Below are 18,480 nucleotides of genomic sequence, written 5' to 3' on the forward strand. Positions count from 1 at the left end.
CCGAGCGACGGCCTGCCCGGCGTCAAGGGGATCGGCGAGAAGACGGCCGCCCAGTTGATCAACGAGTACGGCGACCTCGCGGCCATCCGGGCCGCAGCCCTCGACATCCGCTCGAAGCTCACCCCGGCCCGCCGGCGCAACATCGTCGAGGGCGCGGCCTACCTGGACGTCGCCCCGACCGTCGTCCGGGTCGCCGAGGACGCGCCGCTGCCGGCCTTCGACCCGGCGCTGCCGCGCGAGCCGCTGGACCCGATGACGCTGGAGGAGCTGTCCGCCCGCTGGGGCCTCGGGACCTCCCTCACCCGTCTCCTCGACACCCTCGGCGAGGCCGGAACTGGAGTAGCGACTTCACGCTGACAGCCTCGTACTGCATGCATAGTAGAGGGGGACCCGGGGCGGCATTGGCTCAGCACCGACCCGGGGGCGCCAGAATGGTTCAGCTCGGGTCAATAACCCGCGTCAGAGACGTTTTCCGACGGTCGACGGCGTCCACCGTGCCCAGGTCATCTACCCTGCCAAGGGCCTCAGCGTTGCCCCAGATCATCAACGAGGCCACACTACGCTGCCTGCGGGAACGCACGCGCAAGCACAGGCAAGTTGGTTGACTATCGGCCCCGGACACCCTTGGCACGCAAGGCGGCTGACGTCTGCCCATTCACCACGCCCGTCGCGGCTACTCGTCGGACTCGCAGCGGAATCAGCGTCAGCAACACCTCACGAGTCTTCCAGCCATCGGGTACTGGCCGACTGCAACGGTAGGTCCCTGATGATCCTGCGGTCGATCTCGACCTCGGGATGGCCTTCCCCGTAGCGCGCTACGTCCAGTTCCAACGCTTCCCTCGCGCACTCAAAGGCCTGCTCCTCCTCACCCAGGACGGCGTGGACCTGGGCCAGATGAATGAGTGCCGATGACGCGCCCTTCTGCGCCACGGCTCGCTGGGGGCGCAGGATCTCAAGAGCCGACTGAAGGTCAACCTTCGCTTCTTCGAGGCGAGTTCGCGAGAAGCCAGCGGCAGTGAGCCGATATCTGCCGCGGATCGCCAGGAAGGATGCGTAGAGATCACTCCCGGAGCTGTAGTGCTCCTGGAGGATCGCCTCTACCCAGTCGAGGAACGGAGCCGCCTCCGGGGCATTCATCCGGTCCAGTTCGGCATCCGCAGCAGCGAGTAATCCCTCCACGTAGATCCTGTCGTGGCGATCCTGCCTGCCCTTGGTCAACTCCTCGACAAGAGCTCGCGTGCTTTCCACACGAGACTCCGGATCACTCTTGCCGAGAGCGATGTCAGCGGCGTCGGAGAGCAGTGCTCCCTGCCAGGCCGCGCTGTACGAGGAAGGCTCTGTGGCGATCTCGGCGACCGCCCAGTCATGAAGGTTCATCGCCTCTGCCCCTCTCCCCACCAGCATCAGGAGCTTTGCCCGGACACGTGCGGCGAAGATGATCGGGTTCCTTGCCGAGTGGTCGTACCCGGCTTGGGGATCCCGTGGATCCGGGAGGTTTGCCAGCACCTCTCTGGCCAGCGGGACGAGCGAGAACCAGTCCGCGACTTGCCCCAGCCAGGCGTAGGAATAGTGCGTGTCCGCCCGTCTGCCGCTCTCTGAAGCAAGAGTGATGTTCTCGCGAACGACTGCGATGGCGGTGTCCGAATCTCCAGCAATCGCCAGCGCCCTGGCGTAGACGGCTTGGGAACTGAATCGCAAGGTCGCATCGGCAAGGCCCCGACGATGAGCAGACTGCATCAGGTCATACGACTGGCGCGCGAGGGGCAGCCCCTCTTCGGCACCCTTCACATCACAGAGCTTGAGGGCCAGTTCCATGCCCAGGGCAATCACCGCTGGCCCATCAAACCCGACATCGCGTGCATGACCCAGGGCTGCTTGCGCGTGTCCGACGACGGCGTGGAAGCGGTCACCATCTCCCATCTGCTTGCCCGCCAGGAGCCCGGCGCACAAGCCGACAGCCGTCTCAATCCACGGCCGGGCGTCAGCGTGCGTGCTCTGGACCACCCGTTGGACGATCGGATGGACACTCATATGGCCGCGGTCGACTCCGATCAAGCCCAGCCCGGCCAACACGGCAACTGCCCCGTCCCTCCTGACAGGGCTTTCGAGTTCAGCTCTCGCCCACAAGCCGCGCTCGTCGGAGATCGATCCCCACTCCGCGACGGACTCCTCCTTTCGGCGTCGCAGCAACCCGCTCCGGGGGCCGGGGCGAACGCTGCGCCGCTCGGTGACAAAAGGCCTCATCGACACGGTGTCGAGGATATGAAGCGGAAATGGTTCGCTCCCGAAATATGAGGTGATGTCCAGAAGCCGAAGCGCCAGCGCGTCACGGCGCTCCACTTCTCGGAGCGCCAGCTGCACCGTCCTCAACACCGTCTGCGGGTGCCCACTCACCTGTCCCCGCCCCATGACCGCGAGGGGGTCCAGGGCCAGGCGCTCCAGGAACTCCGACACCTCGATTCGCACCGACTGGCAGTAGTTCACCGCCTGAGCGAGTGCGAGTGGATGATCGCCGAGCGCCTCCGCCAATCGCTCTCCATCCTCTGGCGGAAAAGCGGGCAGGGACCTCCTGAGGAAATCCCTCGCCTCCTGGCGGGGCCAGACCGTCAGCGGCACCTTCTGGAAACCTTCGTCGAGATTGTTGCTCGTACTCGTGATGACAACCCGGCACACGGAGCGACGCGGCACGAGTCCCCGGACTGCCTCCGGATCGGTCACTCCGTCGATGATGAGCAGCGTGTCGAGCCCGCCGGGCAGGGCCGCCGCGGCCGGCCCCATCAGCCGGTCAACACCGGATACAGGCCGGGCTCCGCCCTGCAGGTGCTCCAGGCCGGCGATCAGGCTGGCCCTGGTGCTGCCATCGATCACCACGGGCTTGAGATGTCGCCCTGCCATCGTCGCTGCGAAGTGCACCGCCAGACTCGTCTTCCCGGTACCCGAGAAGCCGTGGATGACGACGGGTGCGACTGGCTCGGCTGTCCCGGGGTCCAGCAGCCGGGTCAGTTCGTCGAGCTCGGCAGCCCGGCCGGTGAACATCGGATCAGCGACCCAACCTGGTTCCGACAGGACCGACTGCCCAGGCGAGCCGAGGGCGTCCGCCGTTTCCAGCAGCACGGCACGGATTTCTTCCGCGCTCAGGTAACGATCGTGACGAGCGACCGAGCTCTGCTGCTCCGCACATTCGCGGACCGTTGCCGTCACCCGACGCAATCTCGCTGCACGCGACTCCGGCAAGTCCGTCCCCGCCTGGCGGATCCGCTCCACCAGGGCGCGGTAGCACTGGTCGGCGTGCCGAGTGTCGCGATGATGTGCGATCAGGTAGCTCGCCGTTCGCCGCACGCCGACGTCCGAGATCTCGTTGCGCCGTGGCATGGGGTGCTGGGGGAGCCGGAAGGCTGCGAGGAACTCCGCAGCCTCGGACTCAGCGATCTTCAGCATCCCCGCGACTCGCTGAGCCACAGTCTGCCCGGCTCCGCGGCTCGATCCGTTGCACGCCTTCCAAAGGTCCTGGGCCGGACCGCTCATCCCCGCATTGCTCAGAAAGGTGGTCGTGCATACCCGACCCGAGTTCGCCCAAGCGGTGAACAGATCGGCAAGGACGGCGTCCTTCGCCAGCGCGCTCCAGGTCCAGCCACTGTCCGTCCGGTGGTGAGGCTCACGGTGCTTGATCGACACCAACTCGGGCTGGCCACGGTCAGGAATCAGGACGAGGTCGGTCGAGTACTCGATCAAAACTCCTGCCAGGTCCGACGCCAGATGGCGCAGGATGGTGAGGGCGATGCACTCGTCCTGGTAGTCGTAGCGAGCTCTGGTCTGTGGAGCGGTGTTACGGCGGTCCGCTGCTAGGTACCCGGCTGCTGGCGGCAACGCCGTGCCATCGCCGGCCCCGCAGCCGCTCGGGGACGAGATCTGCGGATCCACTCCGTCGCGGTCTATTACGCCGCCTCCTTGTCCGTGGCGAGCGGCAGGACGTACTCGCCCGCCAGGCGCGCAAGATGGAGAGGGAGCGGGTGGGCCAACGGCGGGTAGTCGTCGTGATAGCGGAGTTGATGGGTCAAGGTGGCCCACTCCGCCGGGTTGTCCGCTGTCCCGCCGACCCGCCCGGAGCCCGCCAGGGCTTTCTCCGACAGGCAGCCGAGGACGGTCATCTCCAGCAACGCCGGGTTCCAGGCGGTCTTTCCGGGCGCGGTTCGCCACTCGCCGGTCGGCACCAGCTTCATCAGGCGCTTCGACACGCCCGCCGCCGTGTGCGGCCTACTGGCGGTGCTGGCGAAGACTCGGTTGTCCGGAACGTCTGACGCCCAGACTCCCTCCGCGAAACCGACCTTTCCGCACGAATCGCGCGCGTACCAGTCGGCCACCTCGCCCCGGCCGTTGGAGTCCCGCACGAGCACGACTCGCAGGTCGGACCCGTAGACCGTGGTCCGCTGGTCCGGCCCCGTTCCGAAGCGCAGCATGTCGCGGGTCAGCGCGCCGTTGCGCAACCCCGGCCAGCACTGGCGGAGGTTGCCCGCACTGGCCAGTAGCAACGTCGGGCGGTCACGGAGTTGGAAGAGGACAGCGCGGATCTGCCGCTCCGCCTCGGCCTGCCACTGCCGCTCGGCACTCTGGTCGCCGCACACGCGATCGATCGTCCCGATCTGCTCCCCAGCTTGGTGGGAGGCGTTGGCGAGTGCCAGCAGCAGCTGCGGGTAAGGCACCCACTCGGCTCGCTCGGCGTCCCAGCCCTCGACGACGCCAGCCTCGTTGCCGGGCCTCATCCGCACGGCCACGATCCGGCGGACCGGACACCGCGTCGGCCCCTTCCTGGTGTAGCGGACCAGCCAGAGCGCGGCGTACTGAAGGTTCCCTGGGATACCGGCCCCGACGCGGTGGGCTGGCGGGCTGACCGCTCCGAGTTGGCGGAACGCGTCCTGCCAGGTCCACTTCGCTCGGTGCTCCAGGCCGGCCGGGTCGTCGTGCGGCAGGTTAACGAACTGGACCAGACGCCCTTGGCGGGCCCAGGCGAGACGCAGCGCGTGCTTGGGGTCCGAGTCCGGTGCGGCGGCGAACCGATCCTTCTCGGCGATCTCGGCGATCACGACGCCGACGTCGGCCGACGTCGGACCGGCCGACTCGGCCACCAGGGCACAGCGATCAGTGATCGCCTCGGCCAGCCGGACAGCCCGGCGCCGCTTCCGGTTCCCGGAGATCGGCAGGGCCCCGGCCAGCCCTTCGGCAGGCCGGGTACGGACCCTGAGCTGGATGCCGTCGACCTGCCACTGCCGGCTGTCGTCCGTACCGCCCCCGCTCCCGCTCCCGGGAGGCAACCCGATGACGTCTGGCAGGGCAGCGAGCAGGGCGTCCCTGGTCTGCGGCGTCTGCCAGACGATCTCGACGTTCAGCGGACGGCCGTCGAGTGCGCGGGTGAGCGCCGCGCGACGCAGCATGGCCTTTCGCGCCTCTCGGGTGTCCGGTTCAGTCGCCTTGACCGAACGCGGCAGCAGAGAAGGGGTGTTGCGCCTGGTGACCCGGGTGAGGTCGGCCGCCCTACGAAGCACTGGCCGCAACCGCTCCTCCACCCAGGCATCCAGCTCGGACCGTTCCTGCGGCATCAGCCCGGGGCCGACCTCGTGCGGACCGAGCACCGGGTGATAGACGATCCCGGCGGCCAGTCCGCGCTGCCCGAGCAGCCACTTCTCGGGTGACTCGAACAACTCGGCTGGTTCCGGGTACTTCCGAATGATGTCCAGTTCGGGCAGCAGCAGCACGGCGCTGCGTCGACGCCAGACGAGCTGCTTGGCCTGCCGGTCGAATCCCAGGGTGTTCTCGGCGATCCGGTAGCCGCGGTCCTGGTTCTGGGGCCAGGGCAGCGGGGCGTCGAGCAGCACCGTGGCACCGTTGAGCGCGCGGGGCGCCACCTCCAGGCGGGTGGCCCACCGGCGCACGCCAGTGGCAACGTGCACGCGGAACCGCGGGGCGAAGGGCACGGTCTGCACTCTGACGGTCAGGCAGGCCGAGTAGTGCCAGGTCCGTCCACGGCGCTCGTACTGCTGCGGCGGCCAGGAGACCAGTTCAACGCCGTTTCCGGAATTCACGACGCGAAAGTGCAGCAGGGTGCCACGAGTCCGATACGGACTGCCGGCGAGACGGAGGGCGATGGCCTCCGGGAGTAGGTTGTAAAGCCGCTGCAGGGGCTCCGCGGTGCCCCCTGCCGACGTCACGGTCTCGGTGAGGTCCACGCACTCGGCCTCCCAACTCGGGAGCGACAGCGCGGCAGCCCCGGGATCAGACAGCAGCCCGTCCTCCAGCTCCTCGTCGTCGGCGTCGTCGGAACCGAGCAGCCCGGCAGCCCAAGTCCCGAGCACCGCTGTCAGAAGCTCCTGCGGTACCGCCTCCCGGGCGTACAACCACGGCAACTGACCATCGACTCCGGCGTTGCGCCCGGTGGCGAGCACTCCGGGAGCAGTCGCCCGCAGCAGGGAGTTGAGACGGTACACAGGGAGCCGGACCGGCCCCTCCTCTCCACAGGCCTGCTGTTGGCGGCGAACGAGCTCGGCGTGAAGGTCGTCGCCGAGCCGGAGTACCTGCAGGGACTCCTGCCACGCTCCGTGTGCGGGATCCGGTTCGTACGCCACAGTACGGATCGTTTGGTACATCGGTTTCCTTTCTCTACTAATCGAAAGCGCGACCCACCGGTCACGCCGCGAGCAAGGGCTGTGCAAGGCAGCGGCCGAGCATGCTTCGCAGCGGCGCGTAGAGGGCGCGTGCGATGTACTGCTCGTCCTCGGGCCGTGCGTCGTCCTCGAAGTAGGGGTCGAGCACATCGAGGATGCTGTACAGCAGGCTGGTCTCCGGGCTGTCCGCACTCGGAGGGTTGGCCGCACGGCCGGGCGCGAAGGCGGCGTCGACGAGGACCACGCGGGCCGGTACCCCGCCACGGACCAAGCGGCCGATCACCTGCCACATCAGCACCAGGATGTCCCAGGTGATCTGTTCCCGGTCATCGCCCAGGCAGCTCCACGCTGTCGAACGCCGCAGCAGGCGGTACCAGCACGACCTCGCGCGGCGCCGCACCTCCTCGGCACCCGCCTCGATCGTCGCGCCCGCGGCCACCCAGCGTGCGAAGTCGCCGTCCTCCTGCGCCCGCACGATCCAGTCGTTGACAGCGTGGACCGCGAGGGACAGGTCATCGGGGTGCGGGTTGGGCCGGGCGAGGAAGTAGACGGTCCCGATCGCCGCCACAGCATCGTCGTTGAGGATGTTGTGGCCGCGTTCAACAGCCAGCAGCGGTGCGACCAGAACGTCCGCCTTCAGGTCCTTGAGGTGCTCGACGTCCCCTCGCCGCAGGACTCGCGCGCGGTGCGCGAACGGGGTCTCGTCGTCCTCATCAATTTCCTGGTTGTCCGAGACCAGGCACAACACCCGGTCCCGCCATCGGGGGTTGAGGTTGTGCAAGGTGTCGGCAACCACTCGGGCCTCCTCGTAGCTGCCGACCAGCAGCAGGATCTGATCGCGCCCGGCCGGCAACGACAGCAGCTCCTGCTCCAGCGGGCCGCCGTTCTCGGCCTCGTCCGCCCCGGCACCGAGCCAGGTGACAAGGCGGCGCATCTTGGCCGGCCGGTCCTCGGGGGCGGTCCCGGAGATCCGCATCCTCTCGTCACCGTCCTCAACGAACTCGAAGCGCATCTCGCTCTCGTCGGAGATCCGTTCCATCACCGTCTGCTCCGGCTCGATGATCACGCCGACGGGCACCGCGATGTGGTACCGGCTGGACCGGCCCGCCCAACTGCTACCGGACATCAGGAGCACGTGGGCGCCCGGCCGGCCGTCGACCGACGGCAGTGTCGGCATCACGCGCAGCAGTTCCCGTCCGACGCCACTGCAGCGGAAGAAGACCAGGTCGCCGCTGCGCACACCCTCGCCGTCCTCCCCAGGGACCCGGAACTGGAAGCCGAGCACGTTCCCCATCGGCGATTCGGGAACCATTGGTCCGTAGTCGAACGGCCTGCGGTACATGTCGTTGAAGCTCAGGCTGAGCGCCGCCTCGACTCGGGGCCACATGGTGTTGATGACCGCGAGTCGCCGTTCGAGGGCGCTCAGGAGCAGCGTGAACTCGAATCGGTCGGCCAAGTCTTCGTACCACTGCTCGGGGGTCTGTGGCGGTGGCGGTCCGTCGGTGGCCTTCTTGCGGTTGCGGTTCCTGCGCCTGTACTCCGCCGCCTCCTCCTGCCACTTCGCCACACGCTCCTCGTACTGTTCCTGCTGCCTGGTCCTGAAGCGCTCGTCGAGCTGGAAGCGGTCCTCCATCACCTCCAGGAGCAACTCCCTGGTCCGCTCCGGGTTCCCGGTGTTCAGGAGCTCGTTGAGCAAGGCCGTGAGATCCGCGAAGTCCTTCTCGGTGTGTCGTGTGCGGTCGCCGAAGGGGTTGTCCCGAAACGCATCGAAGAGGTCCCCCAATGCCTCTCGCGAGGGCTGGCCGAACTGTTCCGCTCCGTCGCCCTCACCGAGCGGGTAGCGCGCGTCGAGCAGGCCGAGTTGCAGGGTCCAGGCGCTGAAGAAGCCGAATCGCACCCACTGGCGCAGCCGGTACTGGGCGACGAGCATGGCGTGCAGCTTGTCCGTGGCAGCCACGGCGGTATTGAGCACGCCGCAGAAGACCGCCACGTCCCGATCGGAGAGTTGGGTCCTGCCGCCGGCCGCGAGCTCGCGGATCTTGTGCCCGTTGAGCCAGTCGATGAATCCGCGCTGATCGTGGGTTGCGAGCAGCACGGCTGGGGCGAAGGTCTGGTCCAGATGCATCTGTACCCGGTCGGCCTCGTCGACGATCACCAGATCGCTCCGTCGGCACGCGAGTTCGAGGTAGCGGATGCGCTCCCCGTTCTGCGGGCGGGGCGGAGCTGAGTCGATCAGGCTCGGCAACGTCGCCACCCAGATGAGCGCGTCGACCAGCGACCGGGACGCGTGGTGCCTGGGACAGACGGACCAGTAGGGGCAAGCGAGCGTCTGTTTCTGCCATTGCGACCTCGGTGAGCGCTTGGGCCCCCGCTTGGACAGGGCTGGGGGGCGCAACCGGGAGCACGGGGCCTCTCCGAAGGCCAAGGGCTCACCGGAGGGTCCGCTGAGCTTGGTGTTCAGCAGGCACGATGTCCCCAGATAGGCGAAGGCCGGGTCGTCGTGGGCCAGCAGCCGTTGCTCGCCCCGACCCGCCCATCTGCGATGCAGGCCCTGCGCATGGCGTTCGCGTCCATTGGCGCCGAGCACGGGGGCCGCCGCGCCGTCGGTGTACAGGTTGTACAGCTCGACCAGCTTCAACACTTCGGCGACGTCGGGCACCGCGACAGTGGTCCGCTTCCCGAGGCGGGCCAGGTGAACCGCAATCACATCGCGCAGCGTGCTCTTGCCCGCTCCGACGATGCCAAGCAAGTGCTGGATGCCGTCCACCGTGAACTCGTCGGCCGCCAGGAACGTACCGAGCTCCGGAGTGGACAGCTCGAAGCTTCGGAGCCGCCGCTCCCATCCGGGTGCCTTCCCGGATCCGACCCGCGCGTGGATGGCGTCCATCTCCGCAGCGGTGCGCCTCAGGTCGGCCATCCGGAAGGTCAAGCGCTCGCCGCCGCCGGCCGGACCAAGGTCGACGTCGTGGGCGACCAGCGGACTCCTGGGCACTTCGGGCAGTTCGACCACCGCCATCGCACGGCTGACCGGGAAGCCGAAACGGCCAGGCCCGGCGACCTTCTGCTGAGAGCCCGCCAGCGGCGGGGCCGTTCGCAGCAGACCGTCGAAGACCTGCCAGCGCTCCCGCCCGATCTCGATCTCACACTGCGCGGACGGGCGTTCGGTGTCCGGTACCTCGTAGCCGCGAAGCGCGGGGTCGATGCGCTGGTAGTGCTCCAGGGCTTCCCGCCAGGCCCGGCTCCGGCCTAGGCCCCAGAGCGAGTAGCGGGCGACCCGCAGGGTCCGTTCCGCGTCCTTGGGCAGGTCGGTCAGGTGCGCCTTCGCGAAGCCATACCCGCTGAACAGCACCCAGGCATGGGCCGCCGGCGCATCCGGCATCAGGCGCTGCTGGAGGTACAGACCGAGTTCGATCTGGCAGAAGAACTCCGCGGCCGGCCCGCGCATCCGCTCCCCGGCGAACTGCTGTAGCTCGCCGACCAGTTCGCGCAGAGGTGAAGTCAGGCTACGCATGGGCATCCTCCCGCTCGTCAATGAGGTGGTCATGGATCTGTTGTGCCAGGCCCTGCGGGCCGCTGAGCAGGACTCGCGCCCTCAGCTCCTCGGGAAGCGCCACTGCGAACGCCCTGCGGAAGTCGGCGGATCCGGCCGATCGCTCAGGAACAACCACCGCGGCTAGCCCCGGCAAACGGCCTACCAGCTCGGCGGACCGGCCTGCCAGGAGCACCGGTTGGACTCGGTCGTAGAAATGGACCGAGTGCACTGCCAGCCCCGGACCGCGCAACCGGTACGAGCCGAGCTCCCCCGGAACCACCTCGTAGCCGACCCCAGGCGTCCCCAGGCTCGCCAGTCCTGCTTGCTCGACAGCGAACGGAAGTGCGAGGAACGCCCGCAGCGGACGCCGCAGCAACATCACCTGCTCCGGATCACGGATCAGTTCCATTTGTTCTCCCGGCGGACAGTCCTCACCCTCGCACCACGTCTGCGGGCCCGCGACCGGTGCTCCATGCTCCGGGGCCCGACGCCCGCTGAGCAGGGCCGGCAGCCGACAGGTACCGCAGAGCAGGAACTTCCCCGAGACCACCAGGGACTCGGGCAGCGGCTGGTACAGGTCCCGGACCCGTGTCCAGACCGCCTTGCTCCACCCTTGGTCGAACCGGTCCCGCTTGTGGACCACGACGCGCTGGGCCAGGAACTGTCGGCTCCGGCAGTACTGTTCGGTGTCCTTGCATCGCCCCGCCAGATCGGCCAGCAAGGCCCGGGCCTCCTGCTCCACCCCTGCCGCCTGCTCGTGGGAGGTGACTTCCAGGCAGGTACGGGTGGGCATCAGTCCAACCGGATGGACCAGCGTCGCCTTGGCGTCGAGCAGACCGGCAGGCAGTCCGAAGACCCGGTCCCCCGCCGGACGCCGACGGCACCACTCGAGCAGCCCCGGGACGCTGAACGGCGGTTCCTCGCCCAGGTCGAGACAGCGCAGCACCATCTGGTCGAGCGCCCGCTGAGCGAGCGGCGGATATGGCAGCGCGAACGAGCGGAGGCTGCCCAGCTCGCTCGATGCGGCGACGACGGAAGCGAGTTGACGATACGCCGAGAACTCCTCGCTATCCATCAGGCCTCTTGTCGTATGGCCGACTTCGAACACCAGGGCGTCATCTCGCAGCGCGCGCAGGCGCGACCGGGGCGCGCAGGGTAGTCGTCGTCCTGGAGCCAGCCGTCCACCAGATCCCGCACGATCCGCTCCGCCGTCGCGCGGGTGCCGGCGGCGAAGGGATCGATCACCTCCAGGTCCGCACCGCCCGGCCGCAGCACCTCCAGTTCGATCCTCGCCCGGTCCGGCGAGCCGCCCAGATCACCACCGGCCAGCAGCAGGGCCGCGAGGGCCAGCTGCGGATACTGTTCCAGCAACGAACGATTCGAACTACTTTGGTATGACGATGTCTTGGTCTCTCGCCACACCCAGGAGCCAGCATCTCGGTATAGCAGGTCGGGTGCGGCGATGACGATCACATCAGCGGTGGTGTCGTGACGCACCACTCGGGGTTCGGTCCGCACATCGGCGCCGTCCCGTGCAAGCCGCAGCGGGCAGACCGCGGCATGATGGCGCAACAACCGCGCACCGAGCGCGCGTTCGTCCGCCGGAAGGTCGTATCCGGCCGGGACCCACGACTCGGGGACGTCCACCGTGCACGGGCGCGCGGGCCCGATGCCGTGGCACTGGGCCAGGTAGGCGTGCAGCGCCCGGCCGCGCTCGGCGGTCGGATCATGCTCGATGGCGTCCACACTCGGTAGGTGGAGCCGACGCATGTGGTCCCGAGCCGGGCAGATCCGGTAGTTGCGCCCGTTGGTGACCGACCAGCTGCGCCGGGGCCGCCCGACGGATTCGACTCCCAGCAGCCTCGGCGCGCGTTGCAGGGCAGGGCAGACCGCGAGGAACGGGCACTCGACGCAGGAGGAGCCCGGGCGGTACTCCTGGCCGTCCAGCACGGAGGCGAGTGCCGAGCGGCCGATGGCGCGGTACAGAGCGCGGGCGTCCTGCGAGGTCCCGTCGAACAAAGTGCGCGGCGGACCACCCAACAGCGCGAACTCCACGATCCGCACCCGCTCCGGTACAGGCCCGGGCCGGCCCTCCGCGAGGACCAAGGCCGCCGCGGCCACGAAGCTCTCGGGCGGGTTGTCCTTCCGCAATCTGTTGACTGGCAGCCGGAGTTCGCGCACCTTGCCGTCGGTGGACTGCAGACGTCGCCCCCATACCGTCAGCCGGTACTCCCGCGCCCGCCATGGATCGTCCTCGCGCGGTCGGTAGCGGTAGATCCACGGTTGCGCTACCTCGTGCAGGGAGGGTCCGTCGGAGTCCGCAGGGAAGGCCGCCCGGTAACTCGCCAACGCGTGCGCAGACCACTGCCGCAGACCGTCGTGCAGCGGCCGCTCCAGGCCGGCGCCCGGTCCGGGCGACCCTTCACCGCCGCCACCACGCGCGTCGCAGGCGGCCATGAAAGGGCCGAAAGTGAAGTGTTCCAACGATTCACGCGGTTGTTTGACACGCTGGATCGGCCGGTACCCGCGCGCCTTGAGGGCGTCGGCCGCCGGGCAGCGAAAATTACCACCCTTGAACATGCCGACGGATACTGTGATGACATCAGAGGCCCGACGGACTCCGTCGGGCGGAAGCCATGGATCGATCATTCATTCCTCCTGACAAAAGAGTTGGTACTTGCTGCCGGCTCGCTCGAAGCAAGCGCGCATGGTCGGACGCCAACGCCCGAACAGGGGAGTTACCATGACGGAGAGTCTCAAGAACTGCGGCGATATCGAGTCGTACTACGAAGTGCTGGAGCAGATCAGCTTTGATACCGGCCAGGGCGATCTCTACGCCGGCCGGGACCGGGTGACCGGCGAGAGGGTGGCCATCAAGGCCCAGAAAGAACGACAGTTTGAATCGACCCGGTATTTCGCCGAACTGGGCGGAGAACTCGCCCGGGAAGGCACCCACGCCTCCAAGCTGTCGGGGGTACCGGGCATCCCGAAGCTGATCGCCCTGGGCGAGTTCCGCGAGGGGAGGTGCCTCGTCATGGAGTACGTCGACGGCGCACCCCTGTCCGACGTTGTCTCCCTGTTCCGTCCGGTCCGGGACAGCGCCACCGTGGCCTCCGTCATCGGCCAGCTCTGCGAGATCCTGGACGACGTCCACCAGCGCGACTTCGTGCACCGGGATGTCAAACCCGACAACGTGATGGTGGAGCGCTCCGGTCGGCTCCGGCTCCTCGATCTGGGACTCGCCACGCGCGCCCGCCGCAGGACCAGGTCGGGATGCGGCACGATCGGGTACGCGGCCCCTGAGCAACTCGGCCGAAGCAAAGGCGGTGTCAGGGCACAGGCCGACATCTTCTCGCTCGGCTGCGTGCTGCTGGAGATGACGGTCATGCAGCTCCCGTACGGCGGCACCCGCAGCGGTATCAAAGCGGAGAATCCGGTGGTGCTACCTCGCGACCGGATCGACGCGATCCCTGACGCTTTCGCCGAACTCGCCCTCGCCATGGTCGAGCTGAAGCCAGAGAACCGTCCGGCCACGGTGCGCGAGGTCTACGAGGGGCTTCGCACCAACGTGCCCGCAGTCGACTCCCCTTCTCCCGGCAAACCCTTGCGACCGGATCCCACGGAGTACTACCGCACCGTCCCACACAGGTGGTGATCCGTCAGTTCTCGTCACCGCAGTGGCTCGATGCGCCGGCGCGCCTCCGGGACGCCGGCGCCTCCCATGCACTCCCTCAACATGACCACCCGCTCCAGGGCTGCCACCGCCTCCTCCCTGCGCCCGGCGGCGACCAGGACGTCGGCGTAGATCGACAGCACCTTCTCCTCGTTCGGCCAGTGCTCCTGCCCTCGGTACATCTCGCCGGCCCCCTGGAACAGCGGGAGCGCCACTCGGCGTTCCCGCCGTGCTAGGTGGATCTTGGCAAGGGTGTACAGCACGTCGGCCAGGCCTCCCTGGTCAGAGGTCTGCTCGACGACGCGTCGAGCACTGCGGCAGACGGCGAGGGCCTCGGCCAGCTCGCCGCGGTCGAGGTGGATCGTGCCGATACCGTTGAGTGCGGCGGCTTCTCCGACCGGATCCGCGAGCTCCCGGTACAGATTCAGGGCCGTACGATGGTGATCCTCGGCTTCCCCCCAATGCTGCTGCTTACGCAGGGTGAGCGCAAGGGCGTGCAGGGAGCGGGCGAGGCTCAGCCGACCGGCTGCACTGTCCTCTTGCGAACTCAGCAGCACGGCCCTGCGCAGTTGCGCCGCGGCAAGGTTGTACTCGGCGCGTCGCCAGTTGGTTCCTGCCAGCATCCGGTACACCATCGCGCGGTCCGCGAGCGTGGCCGCGCCCGCCTGCTCGACAACCGCCCTGGCAGCATCGAGTCCGTCCAGTGCGGCCGTGAGGTGATGCCGACGCCACTGGTAGGTCATCAGCGCCATCGGCAGAAGCCAGATGTACCGCTCCGAACCTCGCGCGACGGCGAGTGCGATGCAGCTGCGAACCGTGTCGTACTCGGCGTCCAGCAATGCCATGGCTTGGTCCAGGCTGTCGGGCTCGGTCACCGTGACGTCATCCGGCTCCCCAACCGGAAGCATCCGTCCCCCGTCGAGGAGCCGGTCACAGGCGCGGACGTTCTGCAACTGGTGCTCCAGGATCTGCCGCACCGTAGCTTCCTCGAACTCCTGGCACGGCCCGTGGGCGACCGGCTGGACGCGATAGTGGGCGAAGGTCCTGACCAGGTCGTGCAGGCGGTAGCGGTCGGCGCGCAGTTCCGTCAAGTTCGCTGCGACCAGTTCCTCCACGGCCCGGTCAGCGCGGATCGGCTCCCCTGCCAGGCCGAGATCCATCACCGCGTCCCAACCGATGCTGGGACCGGGATGAACCGCGAGTTGCCAGAGCAAGCGCCGGGCCTCTTCGGACAGGGCCCTGACCGAGAGACTCAACGCCGTCTCAACGGAGAGCTCACTCTGCGGATCGTTCAGGACATCCAACCTATTCTGCTCCTCCTTGAGTTCCTTGGCCAGGCCGATGATTGTCCTGAGCGGACGCCCCTCCAGTCGCCCGGCGATCACGGTGAGGGCCAGAGGATGGCCGGCGCAGGACTTCACGAGATCGCCGAAGGCCTGCGCGTAAGTCGCCCGACCCTGAGGGGCGACCCGCTCCTGGAGCAGCGACATGGCCGTCTCGTCGTCCAGTCTCTCGACGGGACAGAGCTGGACATCGTGCTTGGCGCGAAGGTCAAAGAGATTGCTCCGGCTGGTGATGATCACCGTGCTGGTGCCGGCACCTGGGAGCAGCGGCAGCACCTGCCGAGCGTCACGTGCGTCGTCAAGCAGGATGAGAACCGACCGGTTGGCCAGGGCCGTCCGCAACGCGGTGGCCTTGTCGTCCAGCCCGGCCGCCGACGAGTACGGCGGCAGCTCCGGCAGGAACCGGTCGAGCACGTGCTCCGGATCGACGGGCGGCGTGTCGTCGCCGGCGAAGCCACGGAGCTCGGCGTACAGCGCGCCGTCGGGAAACCGTTCCCGCAGCTGCTGCGCGAGTTGCAGGGCCACTGTGGTCTTGCCGATGCCGGCCATGCCAGTAATCACGATCACTGTCCCGCGCCCCGACGCCTGGCGCTCCCGCACCACCTCCATCGTTGAACGGATCAGGGCGTCCCGACCGAGGGCCCGCCGTCCGGGCGCCGGTAGCTGGTTCGGCACCGGGATCAACGGAGTGGTCGACGGGCTGGGCGCATCCCCTCGAATCCAGTCGATGATCCGTTGCAGAGCGGCGTCCGGCCTTCCGAACCGGTTCGTGCGGTGTTCGACGATCTCCTCCAGTTCCGCCCGCGACAGTTCCGGGCCGCGGGCAAGCAGGTAGTAGCGAAACGACCAGTCCTCACCAGGCAGGCGCCGATACCACCGCTCGGCCTCGCTGCACAGCACCTTCGTGTCCTGCGCGTGCCATGCCGCTTCGAGCTGCTGCCGGACGGCAGTCAGCCGGGTCTCGTACAACTCCAGCCTGCGCGTGGCGAACCCCTGGCCCGGCAGTCCCCGGAGCGGCTCCTCCTCCGGGAACTCCGACAGGGCACGGCTCAGCACCTCGACCTGCTCCGGCCAGGGAAGCCGCTCGGCTCGCTGCAGCGCTTCGAGGAACCGGAGGTAGTCCACGCTCTGTCGAGGAACGCGGAGGATGCAGAAACCGGAGGTGGTGCGCGGTACGCATTCTTCCCCCAGGACCTGCCGCAAGTCGGCCATCGCCCGGTCGACCAGCCGCCTGTCGAAATCCCGCCCGGGCCACAGGTAACCGAAGACCTCGCTGACACTGCACCGGCAGTCCGGCGACGTCGCCAGCAACCCGAACAGTGCTGCCGGCTTCGTTACTCCGAAAACCCCTTTGGTGTCGGGTACTTCAAGGCTGACCACACCGAGCACGCGCCCGTCCACACTCGCCCCCTCCTCGTCACACGGCGACGGCGGCCGCTTCCGCGGCGCCCATCGGATTCTGCGCACACTCGGCACCCGCTCCACACGGCTTCGCTCCTTCACGCCCCCTCAGTACTGCCTCAGCTCCCCCTCAGATTCGCTTCCTTCACGGCACTTGGCGGCCGGGCACGATTGCACCAGCCACTCCCCAGGAGAGGTGATGACACATCAGCTGTCTTCCGAAGAAAGCGAGTTCATGAGCAACCGTCAGCGCAACCGCCGCCCGGGCCGCCGCAAGCGGTCCTCCGACTACCCGTCCACCAAGCGCCGTTCGACCGGAGCGGCGCAGCCGGAGGTCACCGCGGAACTGCCCGAGGTGGAGCCGGACGCGACGTCGCCCGCCGGCGACTGAGCCTCTGATCACCGGGTGCCCGCCTCCAGGCGGGCACCCGGCGGAAATGGCCACAGCTCACTCCGAGCGTCGGCCTGACACACCCGCGCCATACCGCACCGAGTCGAAAGAGCGGCAAGTCCTGACAAAAGTGGGGCGCATGGGACGTGTTCCCGTTATGCCCGATCTGCTCCCACTTCCTGCCAAGCGGGCTCCTTCTCTTCGTCCAGTTCCCATCACACTCAGTGAAGCGAGAAAGGACAGCTATGACGGCTGTCGGTTCCAGCAGCGTATTCGCTGTCGTAGCAAGGCACTTCGCCAATCCTCGGGCCCAGGAGGACGTGCAGTTGACGGTGCCGTCGGCCGATGCCAACGGACAACCGCTCCCCCTCACCCCCGACGGCGCCCTCGAAGCCCTCTACAGGCCGGGCGCGGAACCCGAACTGACCGCCGCGATCTGGCAGGAGGCCATACTGGCCGCGGCCACCGAAGCCGGGTCGATGGGCAGCCACCAGCTCCTGCTGATCTGGCTGATGGTGCCCCGACTCACACGCACCGCCTACCACATCTGCCAGCGGCTGCGCGCGGACCGGGCCGACGTCGAGGCGGAGATGGTGCTCACTCTCCTCGCCGAACTGCGGACCGCCGACCTCAGTGCACCGCCGCTCGCCGAGGGGTTGATCAAGGCTGCGCGCAGCAGTGCGTGGCGGTTCGCGCGCGCCGGCCTCAAGGAAACCGCGTGTGCCTTCCTGGAGAACCTCGGGGACAACTCCCGACTGACTCCGTACGACGAACCCGAGCCCCCAGGGCCGCAGGGCGGCATGGAAGTGGAGATCAGCCGCCCGGACGGGCCCGACGGCTTGCGCACACCGCTGCGCTTCACCCTCCCGGCGAACCACCTGGGCAAGGAGGCTTTGCTCCGCCTCACAGGCGGAGCCGTCCCGCGGGACAGCCGGCGCCGGGCCCGGACCTCGAGGGCCACGTCCGTCGTCACCATGCCCGTGCACCGCATCGGGAGGACTCTGTGAGCCTGACCGCCCGAGGCCCCCTCAGCTTCGTCGAGATGTTCGAGCTCCCGACCGTGGTGGACGTGCGAACGGCTGCCCGTGCGCTCGGCGTCTGCCCCGCCACCGTCTACCGGATGCTCCAGCGTCAGGCCTTCCCCTGCCCCGTACTGCGGGTGGGCGGGCGTTACCGGATCCCGACGATCGAACTGATGCGCGCACTCGGAGTCGACGAGCACCCGGTCTACTCCGTGGAGTTCAGCCGGCCGGCGGAGTTCGTCCAGGAAGCGTTCGCGTTCTGAGCGGGCGCGTGCGTAGTCGTTCGCCTCCCACACAGCGCCGGACCTCCAGCAACGCTCTCTGATGCTGCGGCTCCTTGCGCCCGCTACGACGGGCCTGAGGAACCGCAGCGCCCTGGCTCCGGCCAAAGAGCATCTGGTGGTCGGCCTCCTCTCGGACGGCCCTGAGTACCCCCTGCCTGTTCGGCAGGGTCGCAGCAGC

The 18,480-nt window shown here is 68.3% G+C and carries 11 protein-coding genes; 5 read left to right on the forward strand and 6 right to left on the reverse strand.

The features are described from left to right. Nucleotides 1-357, forward strand: a 357-nt coding sequence (locus tag ACWDRR_RS37070; protein ID WP_449776675.1) for a 5'-3' exonuclease H3TH domain-containing protein, incomplete at its 5' end; no start/stop codon positions are given. 357 nt (nucleotides 358-714) lie between these two features. On the opposite strand, the gene ACWDRR_RS37075 is transcribed toward ACWDRR_RS37070, so the two are convergent. From ACWDRR_RS37075 to ACWDRR_RS37095, 5 genes are read right to left on the reverse strand one after another with little or no spacing between them, the layout of a single operon-like run. After that, nucleotides 715-3,921, reverse strand: coding sequence for a hypothetical protein (locus ACWDRR_RS37075; RefSeq protein WP_449776676.1), 3,207 nt, complete (start codon nucleotides 3,919-3,921; stop codon nucleotides 715-717). Between the two features lie 14 nt (nucleotides 3,922-3,935). Beyond that, entirely contained in the window at nucleotides 3,936-6,638 is a 2,703-nt protein-coding gene (locus ACWDRR_RS37080) for a pPIWI_RE module domain-containing protein (protein ID WP_449776677.1), read from the reverse strand. 40 nt (nucleotides 6,639-6,678) lie between these two features. After that, nucleotides 6,679-10,167, reverse strand: coding sequence for a pPIWI_RE_Z domain-containing protein (locus tag ACWDRR_RS37085; protein ID WP_449776678.1), 3,489 nt, complete (start codon nucleotides 10,165-10,167; stop codon nucleotides 6,679-6,681). Then, the gene (locus ACWDRR_RS37090; protein WP_449776679.1) at nucleotides 10,160-11,263 is read right to left on the reverse strand and encodes a pPIWI_RE_Y domain-containing protein; all 1,104 of its coding nucleotides are present in this window, start codon (nucleotides 11,261-11,263) and stop codon (nucleotides 10,160-10,162) included. The genes ACWDRR_RS37085 and ACWDRR_RS37090 overlap by 8 nt, the downstream gene beginning before the upstream one ends. Next, a complete protein-coding gene (locus tag ACWDRR_RS37095) occupies nucleotides 11,263-12,837 on the reverse strand; it encodes a PD-(D/E)XK nuclease family protein (protein WP_449776680.1) in 1,575 nt (524 codons plus the stop codon). The genes ACWDRR_RS37090 and ACWDRR_RS37095 overlap by 1 nt, the downstream gene beginning before the upstream one ends. A 94-nt stretch (nucleotides 12,838-12,931) precedes the next feature. Here ACWDRR_RS37095 and ACWDRR_RS37100 point away from each other — a divergent pair, with 94 nt between their 5' ends. Next, nucleotides 12,932-13,843 carry a serine/threonine-protein kinase gene (locus ACWDRR_RS37100; RefSeq protein WP_449776681.1) on the forward strand — a complete coding sequence of 304 codons (912 nt, stop codon included), beginning with the start codon at nucleotides 12,932-12,934 and terminating at the stop codon, nucleotides 13,841-13,843. A gap of 14 nt (nucleotides 13,844-13,857) precedes the next feature. On the opposite strand, the gene ACWDRR_RS37105 is transcribed toward ACWDRR_RS37100, so the two are convergent. After that, on the reverse strand, nucleotides 13,858-16,605 hold the full coding sequence (locus ACWDRR_RS37105) for an AfsR/SARP family transcriptional regulator (RefSeq protein WP_449776682.1): 2,748 nt from the start codon (nucleotides 16,603-16,605) through the stop codon (nucleotides 13,858-13,860). A gap of 235 nt (nucleotides 16,606-16,840) precedes the next feature. Here ACWDRR_RS37105 and ACWDRR_RS37110 point away from each other — a divergent pair, with 235 nt between their 5' ends. From ACWDRR_RS37110 to ACWDRR_RS37120, 3 genes are all read left to right on the forward strand, one after another. Then, nucleotides 16,841-16,996, forward strand: a complete 156-nt coding sequence (locus ACWDRR_RS37110) for a hypothetical protein (protein ID WP_449776683.1) — start codon at nucleotides 16,841-16,843, stop codon at nucleotides 16,994-16,996. 245 nt (nucleotides 16,997-17,241) lie between these two features. Further along, nucleotides 17,242-18,003 (forward strand): hypothetical protein, encoded by a 762-nt coding sequence (locus ACWDRR_RS37115; RefSeq protein WP_449776684.1) that lies wholly within the window; start codon nucleotides 17,242-17,244, stop codon nucleotides 18,001-18,003. Then, on the forward strand, nucleotides 18,000-18,281 hold the full coding sequence (locus ACWDRR_RS37120) for a helix-turn-helix domain-containing protein (protein WP_449776685.1): 282 nt from the start codon (nucleotides 18,000-18,002) through the stop codon (nucleotides 18,279-18,281). Before ACWDRR_RS37115 ends, ACWDRR_RS37120 begins: the two co-directional genes overlap by 4 nt. The last annotated feature ends 199 nt before the right edge of the window (nucleotides 18,282-18,480 follow it).

The sequence above is a fragment of the Kitasatospora sp. NPDC003701 genome, from assembly GCF_053587085.1.

What these genes read in the sequence shown, in the direction of transcription:
- ACWDRR_RS37080 (WP_449776677.1), bottom strand. Translation starts at nt 6,638, where the DNA reads ATGTACCAAACGATCCGTACTGTGGCGTACGAACCGGATCCCGCACAC.
- ACWDRR_RS37085 (WP_449776678.1), bottom strand. Translation starts at nt 10,167, where the DNA reads ATGCGTAGCCTGACTTCACCTCTGCGCGAACTGGTCGGCGAGCTACAG.
- ACWDRR_RS37090 (WP_449776679.1), bottom strand. Translation starts at nt 11,263, where the DNA reads ATGGATAGCGAGGAGTTCTCGGCGTATCGTCAACTCGCTTCCGTCGTC.
- ACWDRR_RS37095 (WP_449776680.1), bottom strand. Translation starts at nt 12,837, where the DNA reads ATGATCGATCCATGGCTTCCGCCCGACGGAGTCCGTCGGGCCTCTGAT.
- ACWDRR_RS37100 (WP_449776681.1), top strand. Translation starts at nt 12,932, where the DNA reads ATGACGGAGAGTCTCAAGAACTGCGGCGATATCGAGTCGTACTACGAA.
- ACWDRR_RS37110 (WP_449776683.1), top strand. Translation starts at nt 16,841, where the DNA reads ATGAGCAACCGTCAGCGCAACCGCCGCCCGGGCCGCCGCAAGCGGTCC.
- ACWDRR_RS37115 (WP_449776684.1), top strand. Translation starts at nt 17,242, where the DNA reads ATGACGGCTGTCGGTTCCAGCAGCGTATTCGCTGTCGTAGCAAGGCAC.